Below are 24,050 nucleotides of genomic sequence, written 5' to 3'. Positions count from 1 at the left end.
TGAGTGATGAATAATAATATAAAGCTTATTTAAAGAGAATATCTCTATTTAGCTTTGGAAAAACTAATTTATAATTTAACAATAAAGGAGAAACTACGCATGAAGAAAATTTTTAAAAGTTCATTATTATCATTATTTTTACTAACACTTATTTTCATTCCATTTAAGGCTCAAGCTTTAGAAACTATCTCTTCCAATGATGTATCTTGCAATAAGGCTATCTGCGAATTAAGAATGTTACAAAGAAGACTTTGGATAGATCATGTATCCTGGACTAGAAGTACAATTATTAGTGATTTATCTTCACTAGAAGATAAAGGACCTGTATTAGAGAGACTTCTTAAAAATCAAGATGATATTGGAAATTCAATTAAACCTTATTATGGAGAAGAGGCAGGAAATAAGCTTGCTTCATTGTTAAGAGAACATATAGAACTTGCAGTGAAAGTTACTGATTCTGCTAAAAGTGGAAATAAGGATGATTTAGAAAAATACAATAAACTTTGGTATGAAAATGCTGATAAAATAGCTGAGTTTTTAAGTTCTGCTAATCCTAATTATTCAGAAAAAGTTCTAAAAGACATGTTACATAAACATTTACAATATGTTACAGATCAAGTTGTTGCTAGGTTAAATAAGGACTGGAATGCAGATATAGAAGCATATGATAAGGGTGAGGATCATATGATTGCTTTTGCAGATATTATTACTGATGGTATAATAAAGCAATTTCCTCAAAAATTTAAATAGTTAGTATACTCTAATACTATTTTTATTAGTAATTTATTTAAATCTAAGTATAAAAAGCCGTATCGCTTACTTGTGATACGGTTTATTTTAACGTATTAGAGTTTTTTGCTAATCAAATTAAAGAGATTTAATTTTTTTGTATCAACTTACATTTGAATAAACTTTAATACATCAGTAAAAACTATTCTTAAATTATTAAATTAGAAAGGACACAAAAATGAATAAAAAATGCATCCTCGTGAGTCTATTATTAATTTCACTTATTATGACAACTAATTATACAAGTTTTGCTGAGCAATCTGAATTATCAGTACCTCCAATGTATAAAAATCTAAAAGGAAAAGATGAATTGTTGGGGATTCTTAATGAAATAAAATCATTGAGAGCAAATATAGGTACTATCACTATAACTCCAACTACAGTAAAAGAAAATTTAAGTAAAGTAAAAAGGGAAATAAATTTTTATATATCTGAAATATCATCAATGGAGAATTCAATAAAATTGTTCGAAAAAAAATATAATAACTCTCCACCAGATTTATTATTTGCTCAACAAATTAGTATTTTATTAGATGCTTATAAGATGAGTTTAAATCAACAGTTAGTGCTAATTGATGGAATGTTAAACAACGAAGTTGGATCAGCTAATCTTTTTTATTCCGATTATTTAACATATATATACTATTATTTGAATGTAGGCGATCAAATGATTTCATATATTGAGACATTCTATAATTTATAATATTTTTTAATTACATTTAACCTATTCTAAATAAAAAGACGGAGCATATAATATCCATACTCCGTCTTAATATCTATAAAATCCTAATTAACTTAATGTCTATTAATTCATAACTAAACTTTATTTAAAAACCTATTTATATTTTTCATGTATTATTATTTAATTATGTATTTGTCCATGTCTCCATTTACCTTTCATAAATGCAAATCTTAATTTTTGAGGATAAAATCTCCTATCAAAGTACCGTACTAATCTTTTATTCCTCCATGTAACTCTTCCTTTATGATTAAAATTTGTCCAATATAAATGTATTCCATTCTTTTGGTTATATTTTAATATTTCTAATCCAGTTACATATGATGGTAGTATGGATATAAAGATAATTGATAATACACAAATAACTAGTATAATTGATTTCCTAAATTTCATAAAAACCCCCTTATTATTCCAACCTATAATATATACGACGAAATAAGCCAGAATGTTTGTGACATTTTTTAAAATTTATTTTAATTTTTTATTTAGTAGCTACAAACATCTACTATTTCATCAATTTACCTTATAATTACGTAATATTTAAAATCTAGCTTTCATAGTCCTTAATAAATATATTAATCTCTATATAGTTGCATTATTTAATTCTATAACTTTATTAAGAAAGTTAAATAATAGTATGCACACAAATCCAATCATTAATAGTAATATTGAAATTATTCCAGATTCATCAATTATAGAAAAAAATACATTTTATTACTCTTTTCTTAAGTAGTGTATGATTATATATTACCACCTTATTTATCGATAATCAATAAATAAAAATCGCAAATCAATATTTTTTTATTCATAAACATATAACTACAACTTTTTTAACCTTAATTTTCTTATATTTATTAATAAAATTAGTAACTGTATTATACCTACCTATCTAGTAATTCATAATAATTATTTCTTTAAAAAACAACATAAAAAGTGCATAAATTTCCACATTTTTATATTGGAATTTTTATGCACTTTCATATTAAAATTTACGATCGTTCAATTTCGTTTTTAATTTCTTCTAATTTAATTTTCTCTTTGATATTACTGTATTTAATAACGTCCTCGCCAGGATATACGCTCACTCGTTTGGCAAATGTCAAATAACTCATACTTCAAAATAATTCTGCGTAATACACCTGAATTAGCCTTATTTTTCTGTATTATAATTGTGAAATAATCATACCTGCAAAAATTATCCAATCAAAACCTATGTGTCCAATCATTCCAGGTATAATTGAATCAGATTTAAGTGAAACAATTGTAAATGGTATGCGTGTTAATGCTACAACTAAAAAACACTGAAACATATTCCATTGGTATGTTGGTAAGTGTATTGCTCCAAATATAATAGCTGTTATAATTGTAGAAATTATCACGGCCTTTGATTGACTTATTTTTGTTTTATGCACTAATAATGAAATAAAAATTATAAGTGGCAATATTACTAATATTTCTTCACCTGCAATCATAAATATAGTTTTAAATAACATTACAAAGCTATCTAATATACTACCGTTAAATTGTTCTTTAATTGCATTAGTTGCTGGTGCTTCATGTAATATAAATTTTGAAATAGCTCCAGTACTAATACTTATAGCATAAGCTGCCACAATGCTTAGTAATATATATTTTATTGCTCCTTTTTTAGGTCGTGAAAATATTTTCTTTACTCCGTCCAAACCAAATACTAACCAGGAACCAATTAATCCAGATAATAAAACAATAAAAAAACTTACTGGGATATTTGGGGTCATCAATATGGCAAATCCTATAACTAATAATAAAAATGCCACTAATGCTCGGCTTACTTTAACTTCCTCTTGAAATAATAACTTCATTTTTTGTCCCCCTTTTTTTATCTAGCAATACTAAAATCAATTAAATCAAGGCAATTGCCTTATAATGTTGAGGTTATTGCTAAAAATTTAAATGTTCCTTAGGTTATGGATATAAGTGACAAGGGCAATATCTATTTTACAGAGAGGTCTGGGTCAATTATAGTTATTGAAACCCCCCCAACCACTTATTACATTTACAGCTCCATTTATAAGTCAGGGATAGGATGGCCTAATGGGGATTGCTTTAGATTTTGTTTTTTCACAAAATCATTATTTCTATGTTATGCATTCATACTCAGAAAGTAATAGAATCTATAACCGTGTTGTTAGATTAATTGAAAACAATAACAAGTCATACATTGATAAAGTTCTTCTGGATAAAATTCCCGGAGGACAAATCCATAATGGAGTCAGGATAAATGTAGGCCCAGACAAGAAGTTATATATAACAACATGAGATTCAGGAAACTCTTCATTAGCTCAAGATTCAAGTACTGCTGCAAAAATACTTCGAATATAGTTAAATTGTAATATCCCTAAAGATAATCCATTTACTAATTCATCTATTTATAGCTTTGGCCATAGAAACCCACAAGGCTTAGCATGGAATTCAAAAAATATATTATACTCCTCAGAACATGGGCTCCATCTGGTATTACCTTTGTAAGCCAAGGCCCTTGGCAATATAAATTATTAGTTGCTATACTTCGTGGACAACAACTCCTTTCTATCTCCTTAAATGAAGATGGAAGTATAGTGGAAAGTGTAGAATCATGGTTTAAAAATGAATATGGATGTTTGCGTGAAGTATTTCAAGGAAAAGATGGGTCAATTTATATTACAACAAGTAATAGAGATGGACGAGAAAATCCTGATATAAGTTATGATAGAATTATTCGTCTCGTTCAAAAATAAATATATTAAAATATAGTAAAAACCGTATCACTTATTAGTAATACGGTTTTTATGTGTTTAGTATTTAAGCTAGTTTTGTATTTTAAAAATTTTGTAATATGTTTATATAATACTTTGTTTAATATGGGAAAAATGGATAATATGGATATGGCAATAATGATAGTGCTAGTAAAGTACCAAATGGAAAAACTCTACGTCTAAAACGTCTAAATCTTCTAGGTCTACCAAATTGTCGTTGTTGACTACATGGATTTTCAAGTTCTTCCTCCATTACATCCTCACCAACTAAAACAGTAACACCATCTGAATCTACACTTTCAATAATCCCATCAAATACACTTCCATCTCTCATTGTAAATAGAACGTGAAAACTTATTGACCTTCTACATTCATCATGTAAATTCTGTCCATTTCTATCCTTATTATTTTTTTCTGAATACACTTCTAACCAACCCCTTTCTACTACTATAATATTGAATAATAGAAAGAGTGTTCTCATTATAAGATATAAATCGTTATAAAAAATTCTACAAATAATTTATATTTCTTTTTAACGAAAAAAAAAGCCTGGATAATCCGATGTCCAGGCTTTTTAATAATGTATAAGTGCTTAGCGTAATCTATGAATAGAGAAAATTTTAGTACTTCTAGATTGTAGACATACTTTCAAATTTATATACATATTCCTATTACTACTTAATATTTAAAATCCAGTTTTCAGCATCTTCAATGTTATTAAAAACTCTAAAATTATTTGATCTGTTTAATTCATATATTAACTCTCCAAACCTTCCATCAATTTTCTTATTGTCTTCAATTATGGCTGAAACTTTTATATTATAATTAATAAATTTTTGTAAAGCTATACCTGCTAAGCCTAACTTAAGATTAATAAACTCTTCAGTAAATGCTTCTTCTTTAAACAGCAATAACCTAATATCATTTGAAATACATATACCAATAATATCTAATACATCAGACTCACAGGTAATTGGCTGTTTTACTTCTATATATTTTTTGTTTGTGTTCTCTACTATTTTATAATTCATTTCATCACCTAATTTCTATTTGCCTTCTGTAATTGTAGATATAAAATCCAACATTTCTTTAGTGAAGTCCATGTTTCCCCATAGCATTATTTTTAAATCTCTATCTTTTTGATAGTGTTTTAAATTAATAGTTGAGTTACTCATTTTAGAATCTTTGCTGTTCATTACTGCTAAAAGCATATTTGATATTCTTTTATATTCATCCATATCTACTTCATTAATGTCTACAACAGTAGATATATTTATCTTATTAACTTTGTTGTTTATACTCTTATTACTTGTAGAAAATTCAATTTTTTCATTTTCTGCTTCATTATTATTCCTAACATTTACATTATTGTCTTCCATAAAAAGACTTAAATCATGTCCTGATATTCTCCATTGCTTTCCAACTTTGTTTGCTCTAAGTTTACCTTCTGTTATAAATTTTCTTATAGTTTTGTGGTGCATACCTAATATTTCTGCAATTTGATCAACTGTATAAAATTTTTCCTCCATTAAAATCAATCCTTTCTTATTCATTTTATAAACTTATTATATTTAACTATACGCCCTTTGTCAATATACTTTGTTGTATTTTATTGTTATTTATTACACTTCATTCCATTCAAAGTTATTTATTCTAATTTCATTTTACATATAAATGATACTTTATTATTCAACTGATTTTCTTTGGAAAATAAAAAAGTATGTATTAACTTTTACATCAATACATACCATAATCTTTACAAATTGCATATTTAATTACTTTTATATAACTACCTACATTACAACCTCTAAAGTTCTAATATTTAAATTCCAAAAATATATCTTCAATAAATCTTTCAAAATTTTCTCTTTGTGTATGGTTATTTCCATTATATCTTTCTGTTAGTGATAAAACTCTGTTGACTTCCATAGCATTTAAGCTTTTAATTAATTCATAATGTTTCTCATTATAAAGACGTTGTAAGGTCTTTCCTATATAGTAAAGTGATTCATAATGTTTAGTATTTGAAAAACCTGGTGTTTTCCAGTTCTCATCTTGTTTTCCAAAGAATATTGATTTTGCAAGCCAACCTTTTACTCCTGTACCATCTAATGTAGTATTTGAAAGAACATAATTTATATACTCACTAAATTCCGTAAATTCTCCTTCTTTAGTTTTTATGCCTACGATAGGATACCATAAGCCTTTAACCTTGTTGTTATTTGTACCTGAAGATCTGTAAAAAGCTAAGGTAACTCTTTCTATTCCATAGTGAAATTCCATGTCTACATCTATTAATCCAATCACTCTAAATGGCTTTTTGGAGTACTTGTTTACTCTAAATGTATCCTCATATACTCTTACTATTTTAACAACATTTTTTATAACAAAGCGCCTCCTTAATATAAATTATTATTAATAAACCATATAACTTTAAAATTTAAAGCTATATGGTTTATTTCTCTAACTAGATATTTGAATTTTTAATTATAAAAAGATCTCTCATTATTTCATCTGTATTTTCATATAATTTTTCTATTCCCATTAATTTCTTTAGGAAAATTAATTCATCATTTGTCAAATCCAACTCTTCATACCATGGCTTATTTTCTAATTCTAAATTTTCATCATCATAAGATGAATAATATAGATGTATTAGAAAGTCTGCCATATACCAATAATCTATTTCTTTTTTATATTTATCCTTGTCAATATATCTAGCCAATCCAAAATCAATTAGTACTAAATCTTTTTTTTCGTTCATTATTACATTGGAAATTCTAATATCTCTGTGAACAATGTTTTTTTCTTGTAAAGTAATTATGATTTTCAAAATTTTTTCTGCAATATCATATATTTCATTCCTAGTAAATTCATATTCATCAAAGGACAATAACTCGTAAAAATCTTTTCCATCTACAAACTCAATAACATAGAATTTTGTGTCATCATAATCAAATTTATCTATAAACTTAGGAAATTTTTTATCATCTAAAGATTTCATTATTTCCTCTTCATAAAATAATTTTTCTTTACTTTTTTCCATCATGTCTTTTTTCAATTGTTTTATTAAATATTTCTCATTTGTATTTTTTTCACATAGGTAGGTTATTCCATACCTACCTTCTCCTATTATTTTTATAATAGTACAATCTTTTATTTTTTCACCAGGTGTATAATATTTGTCTATACTATCACCTCCTAGTGTGGTCTTTTCTCATACTACTTATAAATTACTCACTAAATGGTCTACTATGTGAATCACTTGCGCTTGAAGCACTTTGTGATGCACTAGATCCACTTCCTGATACGCTGGATCCACTTCCTGATACACTAGATCCGCTAGCAGAGGCACTTGTTCTTCTTCTTCCTTTTTTATTGTAATATTCATGGCCTCTATCTGATTGATTTTTTAAAGAATCCATTATACCACTCCTCAGTCATATATTAACAACTAGAATATTCTAGCTATTAATATAACTTATGACATATTAATGCAATTTGTTACATTTATATACAAATAAAAATTATTTCATTATTTATAAAATAAAAAAGTATGTATTGCCCTTTACATCAATACATACTTAGCTAATATTTATAATCCTTTTTACTTAGTGCTTAAGTTCACAGTTTATAATACTGTTTATTTCTTTCAGCTACTGCAAAATAATTTTGTTCATTGTCTGCAAAATTAAAAGTTTTACCAAAAGGCATATTTATTATTTCTCCTACAAGAACATTATTATTAGATAATTTAACATGTAATGCTTCTATATCTTCTGTAAAAAATAATAAAGATGGTGTTCCTAAGTTTATCCCTGTTCCCATTTTAGCAATTACTTCTTTATTATGAAGCACAATAGTTGTTTGAGAATTTTTTTGAGGGGCAATCTCAATCCAACTCATACCTTCTCCATTATCTTCTTCAGAAATTATGGCAAACCCTACTTTCTCCGTCCAGAATTTTACTGCTTCATCTTGGTTATTTACATAAACCATAACTTGTCCTAGTATGTTAATCATAAAAACACTTCCTTTATTTATTATTAATGAAAATTATTATAAGTAATATTATATAATATAACCAATTTTAATAAAAAACGTATTGTTAGCCCATATCACTTAATTTATCATTACTCTGCATGTTTTTGCCCCAATTAGCTAATTCTTTAAGAGCTACAATTAAATCTTGTCCACTTTCAGTCAAGGAGTATTCAACCCTTGGTGGTATTTCCATATACTGCTTTCTGTCTATAATTCCATATGATTCTAGCTCTTTCGAGGTTTGAGTTAACATCATATTTGTAATTCCATCAATATCTCTTTTTAACTCATTATATCTCATGATTTTATTTTTATTTAGTGCCCAAATTATAGGGAGTCTCCACTTTCCATCAATAATGTTTAATGCATATGCTAGTGGGCAGTTATCTAAACAACTTTTATACACTTTCTTACTATTCATAATATCACTCCATTACTCAGTTTTTCCTTACTTAAACAAAAAATATTTCGTACTTGTTATAATAGTTCTAACTGCTATAATTATATCAAAAACAAGGAATTAGACGAAGTTTTTTCAACTTTTTCTAGAAAGGAAGATTAATATGAGTATACATTATGAAATTATTTCTGATAATAATATAATTTGCATTAAAGATTTGTGCAATGAGCTAATGGCTTATCAAAAATCTAGCGCTAATATTCATCCAGAATGGTTTGACAATATGAGTTTTGAATCTAGAATGATTCCATCTATTGAGAGTGCAAAAGCCAACTTTATCATTGTTGCCAAAGATGATGCTGAAATTATAGGATATGCTTACAGTAATATCTGTCACAAGAATACTTACTCTGGTGGATTTGCTACTCTAAAACCTGTTGACTTCTTTGACTTTGATTCTATTAATAGTAGTGATGTAGGTTGTTTATCTCAGTTTTATATAAAAGAGGGGTATCGTGAATCTGGTATTGGTACGGTATTATTTAATAGATCTATGGATTGGTTAAATTCCCTTGAATCAATTGATGATTTGTTTATTTTTGTATCAAATGGAAATGATAATGCATTAAAGTTTTACCAAAGTGAAGGCTTCAAAATAAGTTATAATATTCTCGAAGGATTTATTATAGTGCTAAGAAATATTTAGGCTAAACGTCTTTAATATTATAAAAGGTCATATCTTTTTTGATATGACCTTTTAGTTGGCAATTTCATAAACTCGCCACTTATTATAGTAATGTTTTTTATATTTTACTTTGTCTTAGACTTAATTTTACTTACTTTTCTTTCTACTAAACTAACTATGCTTCCTAAAACCATTGCAGATATAATTAATAAAGGGAAATAAAAAATAAAGTTATTGCCAACAGGTTTAGACTCTGCTGCATGTACTACCACAGTATTCGTTCCTATTATCATTAGAAAACTAATAACTAAGGTGAAGATTAAACTTTTGCAATATTTCATTTTTTTCGCCTCACTTTTTATGAATATATCTTTGAAAAATATACTCTTTATATATTATATTGTCAGGCGTAGAAAAAATTTCATTTATTTATAAATATTTAGCAACTCCATTTTATTTTTGCTGGATTAGGCTCATCTGTTATAGCTACTTTGCGTAAAGCATCTTCCATGTTTTTGCACTCTCTTGCTGCAATTTCATCATAAACCTCAAGGGTTTCGTTAACGCCAACAGTTGAATACGCTATGGATGCACTACCGTAAAATGCAAGTCCTAGAGAACTTGTTACAGTATTAATTGTAGCTGTTGTTGCTCCAATTGCCCTAGCTGCAGCTTGTGATGCTGGATTTCCTTCTGCTTCTCTTGCTGCTATTTGAGCTTGCTTAATAATTTTCTTTGCTTCTGTTAGTTTTATGTTTCCTTCTAGATATTCATTAATTGCACTCAGTGAATTTTTTAAACGAAAATCATTAGGATAATCTTTTTCATAAATAGGTAGAATGTGCTCCCTTGCATATTCATTACACCATTTTACAATTGTGTTTTTGCTTTGTGTTTCTATTAATCTCATAAGAGATAGAATATATGGTGAGTCTGCTTTTCCAAGCATTTTTCGTACTTTAGCCATAATAACTCCTTTTTTAATATTTTTTTAGATTATTTTATACATCAATTGTATAATATTTAAGATCTTAAACTATTTTGCCTAAAATCTAATGAGCAAGATTATTGAAGCTTTTATTATTTTTCAGCTTTTTTGTTTAAATAACTTAATATTGGATTATAGATTAGGTTAATTAATATTAATATTAATAAGTAGCTTCACAATTTTCTAATATTATGTATCAAGAACTTACCTCTTCAGCAGTAAGTCCTTAAATACCTTCTATCAAAAATCTCCTTTACTTATGGTACGATTGTCCGTAGCTATTCTAAATGAGTTTTCTCATTTTATAATTCATTGAGTTGTTTTTTAATTACTATTTTAGTATTGCTGATTCATAACATCTTTGATTATTCTTTCTATTTATTCTTTTGTGGTAAAAATACCATTATCCTTGTGCCTATTTCCGCTCTACTTAAAACACTAAAATATCCTTTATGGTTATCAATAATCCATTTTGCTATAGATAGTCCAAGACCTGTTCCACCATCTTTTCTAACTCTTGCCGTATCAGCTCTAAAGAAACGTTCAAATATATAAGGTACATCTTTTTCATCTATCCCTATTCCATTATCCTGAATAGAAAAATAAGTTTCTCCTTTATCATTTATCCCTACTCTAAGTGTTATAACTTCTCCTTTATCTGTATATCTAGCTGCATTTTCAATTAATATTCTAGTTGTCTGCTTAAGTAGACCTATATCACCATAGGCGATTATATTTTCTGAATTAGTATATCTATATATATGATTTTTATCTATCATCTTAGATTCTTCTAAAACTTCATTCATCATATCATTAAGTAAAAATTCAGTCATATTAAGCTGAGTTTTTCCATTGATACCCCTAGCCAAGAATAATAACTGCTCAACTAGATTTTTCATATTTTCAGATTCAGCTTTTATTGCTGTAATAGATTCTTCTAATACGCTCTCATCATTTTTCCCCCAACGATCTAGCATATTTGCATAGCCTTGAATTACAGAAATAGGAGTTCTAAGTTCATGTGATGCATCTGAAACAAATCTTGCTTGCTGCCTATAAGAATCTCTCATTCTATCTAAAAGTTTATTTATTGCATCCTCTAACCCTTGAAGCTCACTATCACCGATGTGTATTCTTTCATCAGATGTTACAGGACTGATTTTAGATATAGCATCCTCAAGACTCTGGAATTTTTCCTCATCAAAATCCATATTACTAAGTCTACTTGCTGTTTCTGCTATTTCATTAAGTGGTTTTAAAACCCTTCTTATTTTTGCTGTACCAAATATTATTTTTTCTACTAAAAATATTCCTTCTACTATTCCTAAAACTATAATTATTTTTCTAAGATTATATAAAAAAGTGCTAGCTTCCTTAGCCATAGTCTTTCCATCATTCCAAACAACTGTATAGCTTGATGTTTCTATAGGATAAAAATTAAATGACCTTTGTGCATTTTGCACTAATTCCCCATAGAAGCTCTTTTCAGATTCAATACACCAAAGACCAACTAATATAAGTATCAAACATATATCAATTACAAGGAATCTAAAAAATAAATCTCTTACAGAAATAGAATTAATCTTTATTGCAATAGACGTAACATTTTTGGGTTTATTATTCTTACTCATCTTTTATTACGTATCCTACACCACGTACTGTGGTTATTATTTTAACATTAAAAATATCATCAATTTTTGTTCTTAAATATCTTATATAAACATCTATTACATTTGTTTCTCCAAAATAATCATAACCACATACTTTTTCTATAAGTACATCTCTAGTTAGTACTATATTTTTATTTTCTATTAATATTTGTAGCAAAGTAAACTCTCTATTAGTTAATTCAATTTCTGTACCATCATACATTACTTTATATCTCATTTTATCTAAAGTTAATAAACCACAGCTTATTACATCTTCATCTTTTTTTACTGTAACTACTCTCTTTTTAAGAGCAGTTCTTATTCTTGCAAGTAATTCTTCTATTGCAAATGGCTTTGTTATATAATCGTCGGCTCCTGCATCAAGTCCCGACACCTTATCCATAACAGCATCTCTTGCAGTAAGCATTATAACAGGCACATCAGAACTTTTTCTTAGTCTTCTTAATACTTCAAGCCCATTAATTTCAGGGAGCATAACATCAAGAATAACCAAATCAGCCTCTCCTCTCTCTGCAATTTCAAGACCTGTTCTACCATTATTTGCTTTTATTACTTTATACCTTTCATGCATTAACTCTAGTTCTATAAATCTTGCTATTTTTTCTTCATCTTCAACAATTAAAATCTTAATCATTAATTAAACCCCTTTTTAAGTTTTTCTTTTATAATTTGGATATTCTTTGATATTTCACTAAATACCTTATTTACCTTATCCGTATTAACACTTTTAGCCAATACTAAAAATTCTATATCAAAGAATAGTCCAACAGTCATTAAAGGTATGATTATCCAGAAGGCAAAGAATAAAAGTAGTATTAATACGGTAAGTGGAAGCTTTAAAAGTACTCTACCTCTTCTTCTTATTTCAACGAAGATATTATTACATGTATCTATAGCTTTACATATAGATTCAAAAATTCCACCAAAATTATTTTCACTTTTAGAATTGTTCTTCTCTCTATCTTCTCTAATATTAACTACTTCTTTCTGATTGGTGTACCTTTCTTTATATTCATTGGTATAAAATATGCTAACAGAAGGCTTTTTCACTCTCCCATGCTCTTCTAAATACAACATGGCATCTAGTATATCCCAATTATTATTTTCTAAAGCATTCTTAGCTTCTTCATAACTTATATTAGTTTTATCTCGTAATGTATCTACAAGTTTAATATTCTCCATAAATAATCCTCCATACCTATGACATAAATAAGATCAATTATTTTAATTCTACCCTTAACTATTAAATTATATCATCTCCCCTAATATTTCTATAGCATAAAAATAAAGAGATCTTGAATATTTTCCAAAACCTCTTTGTTAAATCTATATATTATCTTTCGTATCCTTCTTTAAAATTCTTTTTAATAGTGTCAGCTGATTTTGATACCTTTTCAAAAATGTTATTTACTCCATCATAACTAACATTAGAACCTGATATTGAATATTTATATCCGCATAATAATCCAGCAATTAATAAAACTATACTTGGCACTGATAAGAATATTAATAAAAGTATTGATATTGCTAATGATATTCTTATCGGTTTTTCATCTTCTTTTCTAACCTCAACAAAATGATTATTTGCTTTTTTTATAGTATTTCCCACAAACTTAAATATTCTTCCTATAACTTCTCCAATACCACCAAATTTCTCATTATGCTTTTTATTGTCTTCTTTTTTCTCTTGCTTTTCTTCCTTTACTTCGATTATAGCAGTGGTTTCATTATTTTTTGCTTTTCCTCTTCTCTCTAAATAAATAATAGAGTCTAAAAGATCCCAATTACATTTTTCTAGCACCTCTTGTGCCTCTTCACGACTTACATTAGTCTTTCCAATTAAAGTTTCAATCATTTCATTTCTTTCCATTTATATTACCTCCATAAATTCATTACTTAATTCATCTTGGTTATATAATACTTTTAGAATATTAATCTAAAATATAAGAAAGATTAATATTAGATTAATATTAGATTTTTCAAATTTTAATCTAAATCTATTTTTTACTTATAGTTATAGTCTTAGGTAATTTATATCAATTTCTAAGACTATAACTATAATGTTATTATTAATATACCTTAGCTATAATCCTTGCTGGTGTTGCTTCTGCTCTAATACTCAATGGAAACGCTATAACTTCAAACTTAGGTATGTCTTTTAAGCATTGTAGGTTTCTCATATTTTCTATAATAAGAATATCATTTTCTAAAAGTATTTTATGAACCTCAAAAGGCTAATTATCTAATGACGCTCTAAAAAATATAGAATATATGTAAAGAGGACTATAAAATTTGTTTTATAGTCCTCCGTAAATTTAATTATTATTTTTTATACAATTACATTTTTAATCACAATAAACTTTTGCTGTTTTGATTGAATTTATACTAAAGACGCTTGAATGTCAATAATAAAATTGATAATCGTCAACTCAAGTAGTTGTTCCACACTCTAAATGAAAATGTTTACCAACGATCTTTTTTGCATCTACAATCATCGTCATCATCATGTTTTTTACATTCACATTCATGTTTTTTGCATTCACATTCATGTTTTTTGCATTCACAATGACATTCACACTCATGTTTTTTACATTCACACTCATGTTTTTTACATTCACAATGACATTCACACTCATGTTTTTTACATTCACACTCATGTTTTTTACATTCACATTCATGTTTTTTACATTCACATTCATGTTTTTTACATTCACAATGACATTCACAATGACATTCACATTCATGTTTTTTACATTCACATTCATCATGTTTTTTGCATCTACAATCACAGTCCATATCTCTACCTCCTCTACAATCATGATTATCTTCTATACTTCTATAACTTTTAAACATAATTTTATATCACTCCTATATTTTATATTGAGAGTTCCTTATCGAACCTCTTAATGTAAGATATACATTTTTGACAAAATAGTTCATATTTTTTGTATAATTTCCAAAATTTTTATTTTTCACTTAGATATGACATTATCTAAAAATATATTATTCTTTTCCTACTCATTATTTAAAACAGCATCTAGTATTTCTTCTTATGATCTAAAGTGATGATAAATAGCTCCTTTAGATAAACCTAGCTCGTTAATAATCATATCGTACCTTCAAAACCGACCATTGATATGTTAAGTACAAGATTATATAATAACCAGTATCAATATCTTTTTATTAAAAAACCGTATCACTTGCTTGTGATGCGGTTCATTGTTATTTATTCTAAACGTTCTATAAACTTGCAAAAAGTATAGAATATATGTAAAGAGGTCTATAAAATTTGTTTTATAGACCACCCGTAAATTTAATTATTATCTTTTATACAATTACATTTTTAATCGCAATAAATTTTTGTCTGTTTTGATTGAATTTATACTAAAGACGCTTGAATGTCACTAATAAAATTGAATCTCTGAAAATAATAGTCAACACAAGTAGTTTTTCTACATGCTAAATGAACATGTTTACTAACACTCTCTTCTGCATCTAACGACAATGATGTCTTCTGCATCTACAACAATGATGTCTTCTGCATCTACAACAATGATGTCTTCTGCGTCTACATTCTCTATCTCTATCTCTATCTCTATCTCTGTCTCTATCTCTGTCTCTGTCTATATCTCTGTCTCTGTCTATATCTCTGTCTCTGTCTCTATCTCTGTCTCTATCTCTGTCTCTGTCTCTATCTCTGTCTCTTCTGCATCTACATTCTCTATCTCTGTCTCTGTCTCTATCTCTGTCTATATCTCTGTCTATATCTCTGTCTCTGTCCATGTCTCTTCTGCATCTACATTCTCTATCTCTATCATTTTGTCCAAAACGTATACATCTACGATTTTCAAACCTCATTTTTACCACTCCTATATCTTATATTAAGAGTTTTTTATAGAAACTCTTAATATAAGATATACATCTTTCGACAAAATAGTTCATATTCTTTGTATTATTTACATAATTTTTTCCCATTTAGAGATGACATTATCTGAAATCATACTATAACTAGTATCAATAGCTTTTTATTAAAAAACCGTATCACTTACTTATGATACGGTTTACCTTATTAATAATCCTTTATTTTTTACTTTTCTAGTACTGGAATATAAATTTAATACATGTCCAAAAGTAAAGTTTTAATTATATCCTTGAGAGAGAGGACTTATATATGGATATACATTTAAACCATATTGTTCCATATTTTCATAATAATCACGATTGTGATGGTGATGATGAGTGAATGGGAAGAAGAAACCAAATGGGAAAAATCCAAATGGATGGAAGAAAGGATTAAATCCGCCCATCATATGACCAGGCATAAACACAGGATCTGAACCTCCCATCATTTGTCCAGGCATAGGATCTGAGCCTCCCATCATTTGTCCAGGCATAGGCATAGGATTTGAGCCCCACATCATTTGTCCAGGCATAGGCATAGGCCCCCACATCATCTGTCCAGGCATACACGTAGGATTTGCTCCATCCATCATCTGTCCAGGCATATGCATAGGATTTACTCCATCCATCATCTGTCCATCCATAGTTTGCCCTGTAAACATATAATCCTCACAAGGCATATTACATGAATTACTATTACACATTCTTGAATATTCATCAAACCAATTCATAATTTAATATCTCAACCCCTTTAGTATAAAAAATTTAGTGTCTATATAATATATACATAAGAACCTAAAACAGTTCTGAAAAATAACAATATTATTTACAAAATCTAAAATAGGAACATAATAAATATTTGAGTCATAATATGAAATATGTGTTATTACTTAGAGAAAATAAAAATAAGGGGGAATTATATATGCTAGATAGAGAAATTAATCAATTAGTAGACGCTATTAAAAATACTAATGAATATAAGGAAGCTTATTCAGCAAGAAAAGTTATAGATAAAAATAAGACATTAAAAAAGCAGCTAGAAGAGTATGCAAATAATCAAAAGAAATTACAAACTAAATATAAAGATGAACAATTAAAAATAAAATTAAATAGCTTAAATGAATCTTACGAATCAATTTTTAATCATCCAGATGTTGTTAATTACAACCAAGCTTCTTATTTATTAAATAATATGGTTAATAAAATTCATAGGGATATAGAAAAGAATTTAATGAAATAAAAATTCGCCATAAATTTAATAAAGATTAAAAAATCTGATACCTATAAGATTGTAGGATATTATAGTATATAGTCCTTAAAATATACAAAACCATATTGAGTAACAGTCAATATGGTTTTTACTTTTGTAATAATATATATTCTATTGAATCATATACTTTCTCCTGAATCCTTTTCTAATACTGGAATATAAATCTCCATAACTGTATCTTTTCTGCCATGACATCTCTCATCATAAAACTCAAAATCCATCTTACTTTCATCAAATATATATTTACTATCTTTAAACCATTCTTTAAAAATATATTTCCAAGTTTCCTTTATTATATCAGCAAATTCCTTTTGTTCTATATCATTTGATGTGTCTACTGGTGGAGTTGTAAATACTGCATATGTTGCTTCAGGTATATCTATCGTCATCATATCATCTGTTGCACGTTTAAAATCATCAACTATAACACCTAAAAGGTATATAGTTTCTCCATCTTCATTCTTTGATGGTATGCAAAGCCCAACTTCACCATGCTTTGGTGGTTCTAATATTCTATACATTTTACTTTCTAAATTTTCCCCATTATAATTACTCCAAAAGGAAGCAACATCTTTAGTGTAATTTCCATTAGAAACATTCGTTTTTATACCATATCCTGCAACTTTAAATGCAGGTTTTTTTACAATAATAGGATTCATAATATAACCTCCAATTTTATATATTGACTCTTTTGAAAAATAGCCATCCATACGCTTTATATATTGTGTAGGACTAAATCCATATTCTTTTTTAAATGCTTTTGAAAATCCATTGTGCGTATCAAATCCATACTCTAGAGCTATATCTATAATTCTATTTCCCTCAAATAGTTTTGCAGCTGCCAATGATAGCCTTCTTTTTTTCACATATTCCATTAAAGTTATCCCTTGGTGAATATTGAATATTCTACAAAAATGAAAAGTTGAATATCCACATTTATTGGCTATTAATTCTGGCGTTAAATCGCTTTTTATATTTTCTTCAATAAATTCAATACATTGTGATATCACATTACTATAATTCAATTTGTATACCTACTTTCATCACGTGATACTTAAAGTATATCAACTATATTAATGGTATATTGTTCCTAAATTGCTAAGTTTAATTTTTTAACCTTTATATAAAAAACCGTATCACTATTTATGATACGGTTCTTTGTCATACCTCCAAAGGAGATTATTTTATCTTATATTTATTTTTCTTTTTACCTACAGCTGCAAGGTATATTATAAATTCTTCTTCTCCGTCTAATCGTAATAGATTATCTACAGCCTCCTGATCATATATGCCAATTGCGCAAACACCTGTATCCACAGATTCACCTGCTAAATAAAGATTCTGACAAACATGCCCCACATCTATTAATATTTTCTTATGAGCTGAAATATCAAACTTCCACTCAGATCTATAAGGTGTTGTACTCCATGCAAAGGTAACAGCGGCTTTTTGGGCAAAGTGAGGCACAAAAGGCTGGTCCAGCGTAATTGCATCTATTTTTTTATCAGTATCTTCTAATGCAAACATGAATAATAGCTTATGCTCTATTGGAAGATATCTATATATTCCTTTCTCTAAACCAACCACATTCATTATGAATAAATAAGTTTCAAAAGAATGAGTTGCTCCACTGCAAGGAACCGTTCTATAAGTCATTCCTGATTTATTTGTCCCAGTTATACCTTGAGTTGCCCATAAAAGATATGATAATTCCTCAATACTAATTGATTCGTCGCTATAAAACCTAGTGCTTCTTCTATCCTTTATACATTCATAAATATTTAGTTTCTTTATTATGTCATCATTTACAACAGGTAAGTTTATTATAGTTGAATTAGAATCGTAAGGCTTAACTCCTTCTGGCTGTGGTAATTTCTTCATTTTATCAGTTTTAATATTCTTTAATTCATTAAAATTGGATTTTAAAAAGCTTCTTTCTTGTTCATATTTTCCCATTCTATTTTCTCCTAAGTTTTGTTTATCATAATTAAATATATCACATATGGTGGGAATTTCCGTAACTTATGTTACAGTTGAGTTGAATTTTAAGAATAAGTTAAAAAAGACTAGTTTTTAACTAGCCTTTTTATAACCTAAGCTCATTTAGTTGTAATACTCTTCTATAATGGGAAATAATAAAGATATTTCAAAACCATCTTTATATTCTTCTGAAACTACCATCTTTATATTTAAATTATCAGCTACTTGCTTTGCCAAATAAAGCCCCATTCCTGTTGATTGTTTTCTCTGTTGACCTGCATCACCAGTAAATCCTTTATCAAATAAAAAAGGTACATCATAGGATTTAATTCCTATACCATTATCTCTAATCGTAAGTATTATGTCTTTACTTTCTTCGTGAACCTTAGTAGATATTGATATGAAAGATCTTTGCTTATCTATATCCTTATATTTTATAGAGTTACTTAAAATCTGTCTTAAAATAAATAACAACCCTTTTTTATCTGAAAATACCTGTATATTTTTCACATTATTATTAATACTAATTTTTTGCTCATCTATTAATATTTTATATTCATCAAGTAGATCTTCACATATTTCATCAAGCAATATATTAGAAAAAAGGTAATCTAAATGTTCAGCTTTGACTCTTGCATAATATAGCATTCTTTCAATATCCTCTTGCATTTTTGTTCTTGCATATTCTAGTCTCTTATATGTTGAAAGTGAAATTTCTTCCTTTCTATTATCAAGAACAAATGTCATAAGTGATAATGGTGTTTTTATTTCATGTGCCCATTTTTCTATGTACTCTTCGTATTCTTTTAAATTTAAATCTTGTTGCTTAATTAAATCATCTTTCTCACGGAGCTTTTCGCCAATTGCATGAATTGTATTTTTTACTTCACTAGAAAAAAAGCTAAGACATAGTTCTTCTTGCTTAATTTCTGGATTTTCTATAAAATTTATCAATTCTTGTTTTTTTCTTTTGTCTATATTGTAAACTCTAAAACCAACAAAACCATATAATATAATAGAACCAGTTATTGTAGTTGGAAAAATATAAATAAAACCTTTAACATCCATAAGCCAAAGAAAAACACCAAACATAATATTTAAAATACCTATTGTAACAATCCATATTTTATATTTTGATAACATGTTAACCAATTCTCTAATCATTTTCTTTTCCCTCTATAGCTACAAGATTATATCCTTTACCTCTTACTGTTATAATTTCATACTTCATATTTAAATTCTTAATAGTCTTTTTCAATCTTGTCATATTAACTTGTAGTGCATTTTCATCAATATAATCCGTTGTACCCCATAGTTTTTGAAAAAGCATATCTTTTGTAACAATATTTCCTTGGTTTGATAAAAGAAGTTCCATTATTTTTCCTTGATTCTCAGTTAATACAATAGACTTTTCATTAACATATATGGTATAAGTCTGTAAATCTAGTTTTACACCATTTATTTCAAGAAAATAATTTCTATCTTCATATCTACGAAGTAAATTAGAAATTCTGGCTAATAATCTATCTTTATTACATGGTTTTGTAAGATATTCGTCTGCTCCTAATCCTAGTGCGTGTAGTTCATCCCTTAGTTGATCTCTACTTGTTAAAATTAGTATGGGTATTGTACTTTTCATCTTAATTTCTTTGCAAATCTCAAAACCAGTTACTCCTGGTAAATTTAAATCTAATAATACAAGATCAGGAGATTCGTCTAAGATGTTTTCATCTATATTTATGAAATTAGTAATACAATAAGTATCATATCCTTCTTTTTGCAATATGGATACAAGCTCTTCTCTCATAAATAATTCATCTTCAACTATAACAATCTTTTTCATTTGAATCTCCTTTCTATTTTACATTACTTAGTATAACATTATATTCATGTTAATTATCATTTCTTTTTATATCCATTAATTCATATATTTGCTTATCACTCATTTTCATTACAGAAATCATATAACTAAATTCTATCACACAAAGTATAATAACAGTAGGTACTGCAATTATCATTAATTCACTAATATTACCTTTCATTGCTGAAGTAGCGATACCCGAGAATAATCCTCTTATACCAAATATACTTCCAATTGCTGCAACTAATATTGGAAGAGAAAAATACCATTTTATTTGTTTTCTTGCTGACTTACGTAATCGGCTATAATCACATCCAATTCTAACCATTGTTTGATATCTTCTGCTTGTATTTTGTTGCTGCATTAAAAATTGTACTCCTATGACAGTATTTGCAATAATTAAAAATATCACTGCTAAATAAATTGTTGTATAACTAGCTGCTACTGTATAGAATAATTGTCTACCCATATTTTGTAAATAGCTTTCATACTCTAAACTTGTTTTATCAAGCAGTTGATTTACATGTCTAATTGATTGCATTAATCCTTTATCTTTTACAACATGATCCTTTAAAGTTGCATTCCAATAAGAAGTACTATCTCCCCTTGTAAGTATGTCAAATTGTTTATCTGGAACTATAAATGCATAAATAATATGTATGGAACTGTCTGCAACTATATTATCTTGATAAAGCTTATCTACAAGGTCAAATTCTTTATTTTCTATTTCTACACTTATATTTTTCTTTAGTGCATTATTTATAATTTCTGCTGAGTTTCCAAATGAAAACTCTAAGCCGTTAAATAAAGCAGCTTGATTATCTTTAAGTTTAATAGGTTCTTTTCCCGCTGCTTTTAATATATTATTATATCCTGATAAAGAAAACAAAAATGGTTCTGTGAAATTTCCTAAACTATTTAATAAGCTCTCTTTGTCTTTAGACTCTTTCTCCTTTTTAATGGTATCTATTAGTTTTTCTACAGAAAAATCAACTTCCTCATTTAAATCATCACCTTCATGATATAAATCGCCTACTTTAACATCAAAAACTTCATTAATATAATCTTTTATTTCAAACTTATTTAACTCTTTTTTTATTTCTTTTTCATCTCCTGTAAAGGTATAATCTAGAACATGTTCATTTTTCGAACTAGAGTTAAAAGTTACTGAAATTCCATAACCAAAACAACAAAGTGCTATTAAAACTAGTAAAGATGAAATAGCTAAAGAATTTGATTTATAAAACACATTTTCTTGTAACTGTCTAAAAGTAAATACTTCTAAACCATTTTTATTCTTTCTATTTTTAAGGATAATTTCAAATAGTACTACCATACCATGGAATATAAGAAACGTTCCGCCTATGCCCAAAACAAGTGTAATTCCCATAGACTTGATAGATTGCCATGCATATCCATTAATAGATAGTCCATAGGCAATAAATAGAAATGCAATTCCTAGTAATAGTTTTATTGTAGTAAATAATTTATTATGAACCTTGTGCTTTTTATCTTGAGATTGCGATATCAATTTATCTATGTCTTTTTTTGCTGTACTTCCACTTAATATTAATAATGCCACTAATCTAATAATGAAAAATCCTACAACTGTCCATAATACCGCCCCTATAGAAAAAGAAAATCTATGTCCTATAATACCTATACCTACAACCCTAGCTGTTATCATACTAATCATTTCTGAAATAAAAATAGCTATTGGAATTCCAATAAGTAGAGATAATATACTGTTCCAAATTTCTTCCACTAAAAGCATAGAAAATAGTTTCTTTCGACGCATTCCTAACATCAAATACATTCCTAGCTCATGACTTCTTCTTTCTAACTGATATTTTCCAGCAAAGTATACTAAGAAAAATAAAATAAATAATGAAACTGCATATAAAACAGGCGTTAATAATAATAAACGATTTATTGCATCACTTTCCATTTCTTTTAAAAAAATTATTACATCTTGATTTTCCAATGACAAAATAATATAAAATGCTATTATTGACACAATCAAAGAAACGAAAAACATTCCATTTTCTTTTCTATTTCGTTTGCTATTTTTCTTCACTAAATCAAAGAACATTTGCACTTCCTCCCCCTAGCTGAGCCATTACTGAAATTATTCTTTTATAGAATTCCTGTTGCGATTCTTCTGGAATTCTTCTTCTAAGTTCATGGAAAACTAGTCCATCTTGAATAAATAAGATTCTTGAACAGTAACTTGCTGCATTTGCATCATGAGTTACCATTAAAATAGTTCTGTTCTGTTCTTCATTTAAACCAGAAAGCTTTTCCATTAATAATTTTGCATTTTTTGAGTCTAGTGCTCCTGTTGGCTCATCAGCAAGAACTATTTCAGGATTTAGAATTAGTGCTCTAGCAGCCGCTACACGTTGTTTTTGTCCTCCTGACATTTCAGATGGAAACTTTGTCATTACATCTTGAATTTCTAAGTATTTTACAAGTTCATCAATTCTTTTTTCATCTTCTTTTCCCATCATATTATGAATTGCAATAGGTAACATAATATTTTCTCTAGCATTTAAATTATCAATTAACTCAAAGTTTTGAAACAAATATCCAATACGATTTCCTCTATAATAAGCTAATTTATTTCCTTTAAAACTTGCTATATCTTCTCCCTTAAGAAGAATTTTCCCTTCTGTTGGACTAGTTGTTGTTGCAATGCAATTTAACAGTGTTGTCTTTCCTGACCCACTACTTCCCATAATTCCAACAAACTCTCCATCTATAATTTGAAAGGTAATACCATCTATAGCCTTTGTAATATTATCTTTTTTTCCATAGTATTTTTTTAAAGATTGTACCTCTAATATCTTTTTAGCCATTTTTTACTTCCTCCTTTTTATGAACTGTGCTATATTTTTATACTGCTAAACTTTTTAATTTTAAAATTGATCCTTTTTACTAGCCCTTTATT

At 27.6% G+C, this 24,050-nt stretch carries 31 protein-coding genes and 1 pseudogene; 6 read left to right on the top strand and 26 right to left on the bottom strand.

The genetic code is table 11. The annotated features are described in order from the left end of the window. The first annotated feature begins 99 nt into the window (after nt 1–99). The gene (locus K0039_RS07505; RefSeq protein ID WP_228104431.1) at nt 100–750 is read left to right on the top strand and encodes a glycosyltransferase; all 651 of its coding nucleotides are present in this window, start codon (nt 100–102) and stop codon (nt 748–750) included. A 238-nt stretch (nt 751–988) separates the two neighbouring features. Then, on the top strand, nt 989–1,492 hold the full coding sequence (locus K0039_RS07500; protein ID WP_228104430.1) for a hypothetical protein: 504 nt from the start codon (nt 989–991) through the stop codon (nt 1,490–1,492). Nucleotides 1,493–1,651: 159 nt separating this feature from the next. Here the strand turns inward: K0039_RS07500 and K0039_RS07495 are convergent, their stop codons facing one another. Then, nucleotides 1,652–1,921, bottom strand: coding sequence for a hypothetical protein (locus tag K0039_RS07495; protein WP_228104429.1), 270 nt, complete (start codon nt 1,919–1,921; stop codon nt 1,652–1,654). A gap of 770 nt (nt 1,922–2,691) precedes the next feature. Continuing rightward, nucleotides 2,692–3,369: a CPBP family glutamic-type intramembrane protease gene (locus K0039_RS07490; RefSeq protein WP_228104428.1), complete on the bottom strand. Its 678-nt coding sequence runs from the start codon at nt 3,367–3,369 to the stop codon at nt 2,692–2,694. Nucleotides 3,370–3,601: 232 nt separating this feature from the next. Between K0039_RS07490 and K0039_RS23835 the strand changes: the two are divergent. Together K0039_RS23835 and K0039_RS22425 are read left to right on the top strand one after the other, a co-directional pair. After that, nucleotides 3,602–4,036, top strand: a pseudogene (locus K0039_RS23835) (PQQ-dependent sugar dehydrogenase). After that, nucleotides 3,973–4,284 (top strand): PQQ-dependent sugar dehydrogenase, encoded by a 312-nt coding sequence (locus K0039_RS22425; RefSeq protein ID WP_331476728.1) that lies wholly within the window; start codon nt 3,973–3,975, stop codon nt 4,282–4,284. Before K0039_RS23835 ends, K0039_RS22425 begins: the two are co-directional and overlap by 64 nt. Before the next feature lie 118 nt (nt 4,285–4,402). Here K0039_RS22425 and K0039_RS07480 read toward each other — a convergent pair whose 3' ends face one another. The 8 genes from K0039_RS07480 to K0039_RS07445 all read right to left on the bottom strand — a co-directional run bounded on the left by K0039_RS07480 (nt 4,403) and on the right by K0039_RS07445 (nt 8,767). Next, on the bottom strand, nt 4,403–4,726 hold the full coding sequence (locus K0039_RS07480) for a hypothetical protein (RefSeq protein WP_228104427.1): 324 nt from the start codon (nt 4,724–4,726) through the stop codon (nt 4,403–4,405). A gap of 250 nt (nt 4,727–4,976) precedes the next feature. After that, nucleotides 4,977–5,333, bottom strand: a complete 357-nt coding sequence (locus K0039_RS07475) for a DUF4180 domain-containing protein (RefSeq protein WP_228104426.1) — start codon at nt 5,331–5,333, stop codon at nt 4,977–4,979. Nucleotides 5,334–5,348: 15 nt separating this feature from the next. Continuing rightward, nucleotides 5,349–5,855: a helix-turn-helix domain-containing protein gene (locus tag K0039_RS07470; RefSeq protein ID WP_331476727.1), complete on the bottom strand. Its 507-nt coding sequence runs from the start codon at nt 5,853–5,855 to the stop codon at nt 5,349–5,351. A 262-nt stretch (nt 5,856–6,117) separates the two neighbouring features. After that, nucleotides 6,118–6,609, bottom strand: a complete 492-nt coding sequence (locus K0039_RS07465; protein WP_228104425.1) for a hypothetical protein — start codon at nt 6,607–6,609, stop codon at nt 6,118–6,120. A 160-nt stretch (nt 6,610–6,769) separates the two neighbouring features. Next, on the bottom strand, nt 6,770–7,435 hold the full coding sequence (locus K0039_RS07460) for a protein kinase family protein (protein ID WP_322789383.1): 666 nt from the start codon (nt 7,433–7,435) through the stop codon (nt 6,770–6,772). A gap of 100 nt (nt 7,436–7,535) precedes the next feature. Continuing rightward, complete coding sequence (locus K0039_RS07455) at nt 7,536–7,727, bottom strand: hypothetical protein (RefSeq protein WP_228104424.1); 192 nt, start codon at nt 7,725–7,727, stop codon at nt 7,536–7,538. 199 nt (nt 7,728–7,926) lie between these two features. Then, entirely contained in the window at nt 7,927–8,325 is a 399-nt protein-coding gene (locus tag K0039_RS07450; RefSeq protein WP_228104423.1) for a VOC family protein, read from the bottom strand. 85 nt (nt 8,326–8,410) lie between these two features. Further along, complete coding sequence (locus tag K0039_RS07445) at nt 8,411–8,767, bottom strand: winged helix-turn-helix transcriptional regulator (RefSeq protein ID WP_228104422.1); 357 nt, start codon at nt 8,765–8,767, stop codon at nt 8,411–8,413. Between the two features lie 142 nt (nt 8,768–8,909). On the opposite strand from K0039_RS07445, the gene K0039_RS07440 reads away from it, so the two are divergent. Then, nucleotides 8,910–9,452 (top strand): GNAT family N-acetyltransferase, encoded by a 543-nt coding sequence (locus K0039_RS07440; protein ID WP_228104421.1) that lies wholly within the window; start codon nt 8,910–8,912, stop codon nt 9,450–9,452. A gap of 104 nt (nt 9,453–9,556) precedes the next feature. On the opposite strand, the gene K0039_RS07435 is transcribed toward K0039_RS07440, so the two are convergent. The 10 genes from K0039_RS07435 to K0039_RS07390 form a co-directional block, all read right to left on the bottom strand. Further along, on the bottom strand, nt 9,557–9,772 hold the full coding sequence (locus K0039_RS07435) for a hypothetical protein (RefSeq protein ID WP_228104420.1): 216 nt from the start codon (nt 9,770–9,772) through the stop codon (nt 9,557–9,559). Between the two features lie 98 nt (nt 9,773–9,870). Further along, a complete protein-coding gene (locus K0039_RS07430; protein ID WP_228104419.1) occupies nt 9,871–10,398 on the bottom strand; it encodes a putative immunity protein in 528 nt (175 codons plus the stop codon). A 395-nt stretch (nt 10,399–10,793) separates the two neighbouring features. Then, entirely contained in the window at nt 10,794–12,050 is a 1,257-nt protein-coding gene (locus tag K0039_RS07425; protein WP_228104418.1) for a sensor histidine kinase, read from the bottom strand. Continuing rightward, entirely contained in the window at nt 12,043–12,723 is a 681-nt protein-coding gene (locus K0039_RS07420) for a response regulator transcription factor (RefSeq protein WP_228104417.1), read from the bottom strand. The genes K0039_RS07425 and K0039_RS07420 overlap by 8 nt, the downstream gene beginning before the upstream one ends. Next, nucleotides 12,723–13,271, bottom strand: coding sequence for a UBA domain-containing protein (locus K0039_RS07415; RefSeq protein WP_228104416.1), 549 nt, complete (start codon nt 13,269–13,271; stop codon nt 12,723–12,725). Before K0039_RS07415 ends, K0039_RS07420 begins: the two co-directional genes overlap by 1 nt. 151 nt (nt 13,272–13,422) lie before the next feature. Next, nucleotides 13,423–13,959: a UBA domain-containing protein gene (locus K0039_RS07410; RefSeq protein WP_228104415.1), complete on the bottom strand. Its 537-nt coding sequence runs from the start codon at nt 13,957–13,959 to the stop codon at nt 13,423–13,425. A 593-nt stretch (nt 13,960–14,552) separates the two neighbouring features. Then, nucleotides 14,553–14,942, bottom strand: coding sequence for a hypothetical protein (locus K0039_RS07405; RefSeq protein ID WP_228104414.1), 390 nt, complete (start codon nt 14,940–14,942; stop codon nt 14,553–14,555). Nucleotides 14,943–15,139: 197 nt separating this feature from the next. After that, nucleotides 15,140–15,199: a TetR family transcriptional regulator gene (locus K0039_RS23830; RefSeq protein ID WP_228105045.1), complete on the bottom strand. Its 60-nt coding sequence runs from the start codon at nt 15,197–15,199 to the stop codon at nt 15,140–15,142. A gap of 385 nt (nt 15,200–15,584) precedes the next feature. Continuing rightward, nucleotides 15,585–15,947, bottom strand: a complete 363-nt coding sequence (locus K0039_RS07395; protein ID WP_228104413.1) for a hypothetical protein — start codon at nt 15,945–15,947, stop codon at nt 15,585–15,587. 281 nt (nt 15,948–16,228) lie between these two features. Continuing rightward, nucleotides 16,229–16,720, bottom strand: coding sequence for a hypothetical protein (locus tag K0039_RS07390; RefSeq protein WP_228104412.1), 492 nt, complete (start codon nt 16,718–16,720; stop codon nt 16,229–16,231). Nucleotides 16,721–16,911: 191 nt separating this feature from the next. Between K0039_RS07390 and K0039_RS07385 the strand changes: the two genes are divergently transcribed. Beyond that, nucleotides 16,912–17,229 carry a YlbF/YmcA family competence regulator gene (locus tag K0039_RS07385; RefSeq protein ID WP_228104411.1) on the top strand — a complete coding sequence of 106 codons (318 nt, stop codon included), beginning with the start codon at nt 16,912–16,914 and terminating at the stop codon, nt 17,227–17,229. A gap of 149 nt (nt 17,230–17,378) precedes the next feature. Here the strand turns inward: K0039_RS07385 and K0039_RS07380 are convergent, their stop codons facing one another. From K0039_RS07380 to K0039_RS07355, 6 genes are all read right to left on the bottom strand, one after another. Beyond that, nucleotides 17,379–18,284 carry an AraC family transcriptional regulator gene (locus tag K0039_RS07380; RefSeq protein ID WP_228104410.1) on the bottom strand — a complete coding sequence of 302 codons (906 nt, stop codon included), beginning with the start codon at nt 18,282–18,284 and terminating at the stop codon, nt 17,379–17,381. A gap of 154 nt (nt 18,285–18,438) precedes the next feature. Continuing rightward, entirely contained in the window at nt 18,439–19,215 is a 777-nt protein-coding gene (locus K0039_RS07375) for a SagB/ThcOx family dehydrogenase (protein ID WP_228104409.1), read from the bottom strand. A 147-nt stretch (nt 19,216–19,362) separates the two neighbouring features. After that, entirely contained in the window at nt 19,363–20,403 is a 1,041-nt protein-coding gene (locus K0039_RS07370; RefSeq protein ID WP_228104408.1) for a sensor histidine kinase, read from the bottom strand. Then, nucleotides 20,396–21,082, bottom strand: coding sequence for a response regulator transcription factor (locus K0039_RS07365; protein ID WP_228104407.1), 687 nt, complete (start codon nt 21,080–21,082; stop codon nt 20,396–20,398). The genes K0039_RS07370 and K0039_RS07365 overlap by 8 nt, the downstream gene beginning before the upstream one ends. Before the next feature lie 49 nt (nt 21,083–21,131). Continuing rightward, nucleotides 21,132–23,192 (bottom strand): FtsX-like permease family protein, encoded by a 2,061-nt coding sequence (locus tag K0039_RS07360; protein WP_228104406.1) that lies wholly within the window; start codon nt 23,190–23,192, stop codon nt 21,132–21,134. Next, the gene (locus tag K0039_RS07355) at nt 23,182–23,958 is read right to left on the bottom strand and encodes an ABC transporter ATP-binding protein (protein ID WP_228104405.1); all 777 of its coding nucleotides are present in this window, start codon (nt 23,956–23,958) and stop codon (nt 23,182–23,184) included. Before K0039_RS07355 ends, K0039_RS07360 begins: the two co-directional genes overlap by 11 nt. Between the last annotated feature and the right edge of the window lie 92 nt (nt 23,959–24,050).

Source organism: Terrisporobacter mayombei (assembly GCF_020748465.1).
Lineage (GTDB): Bacteria > Bacillota > Clostridia > Peptostreptococcales > Peptostreptococcaceae > Terrisporobacter > Terrisporobacter mayombei.
This window is presented reverse-complemented; position numbering and strand designations above follow the sequence as displayed.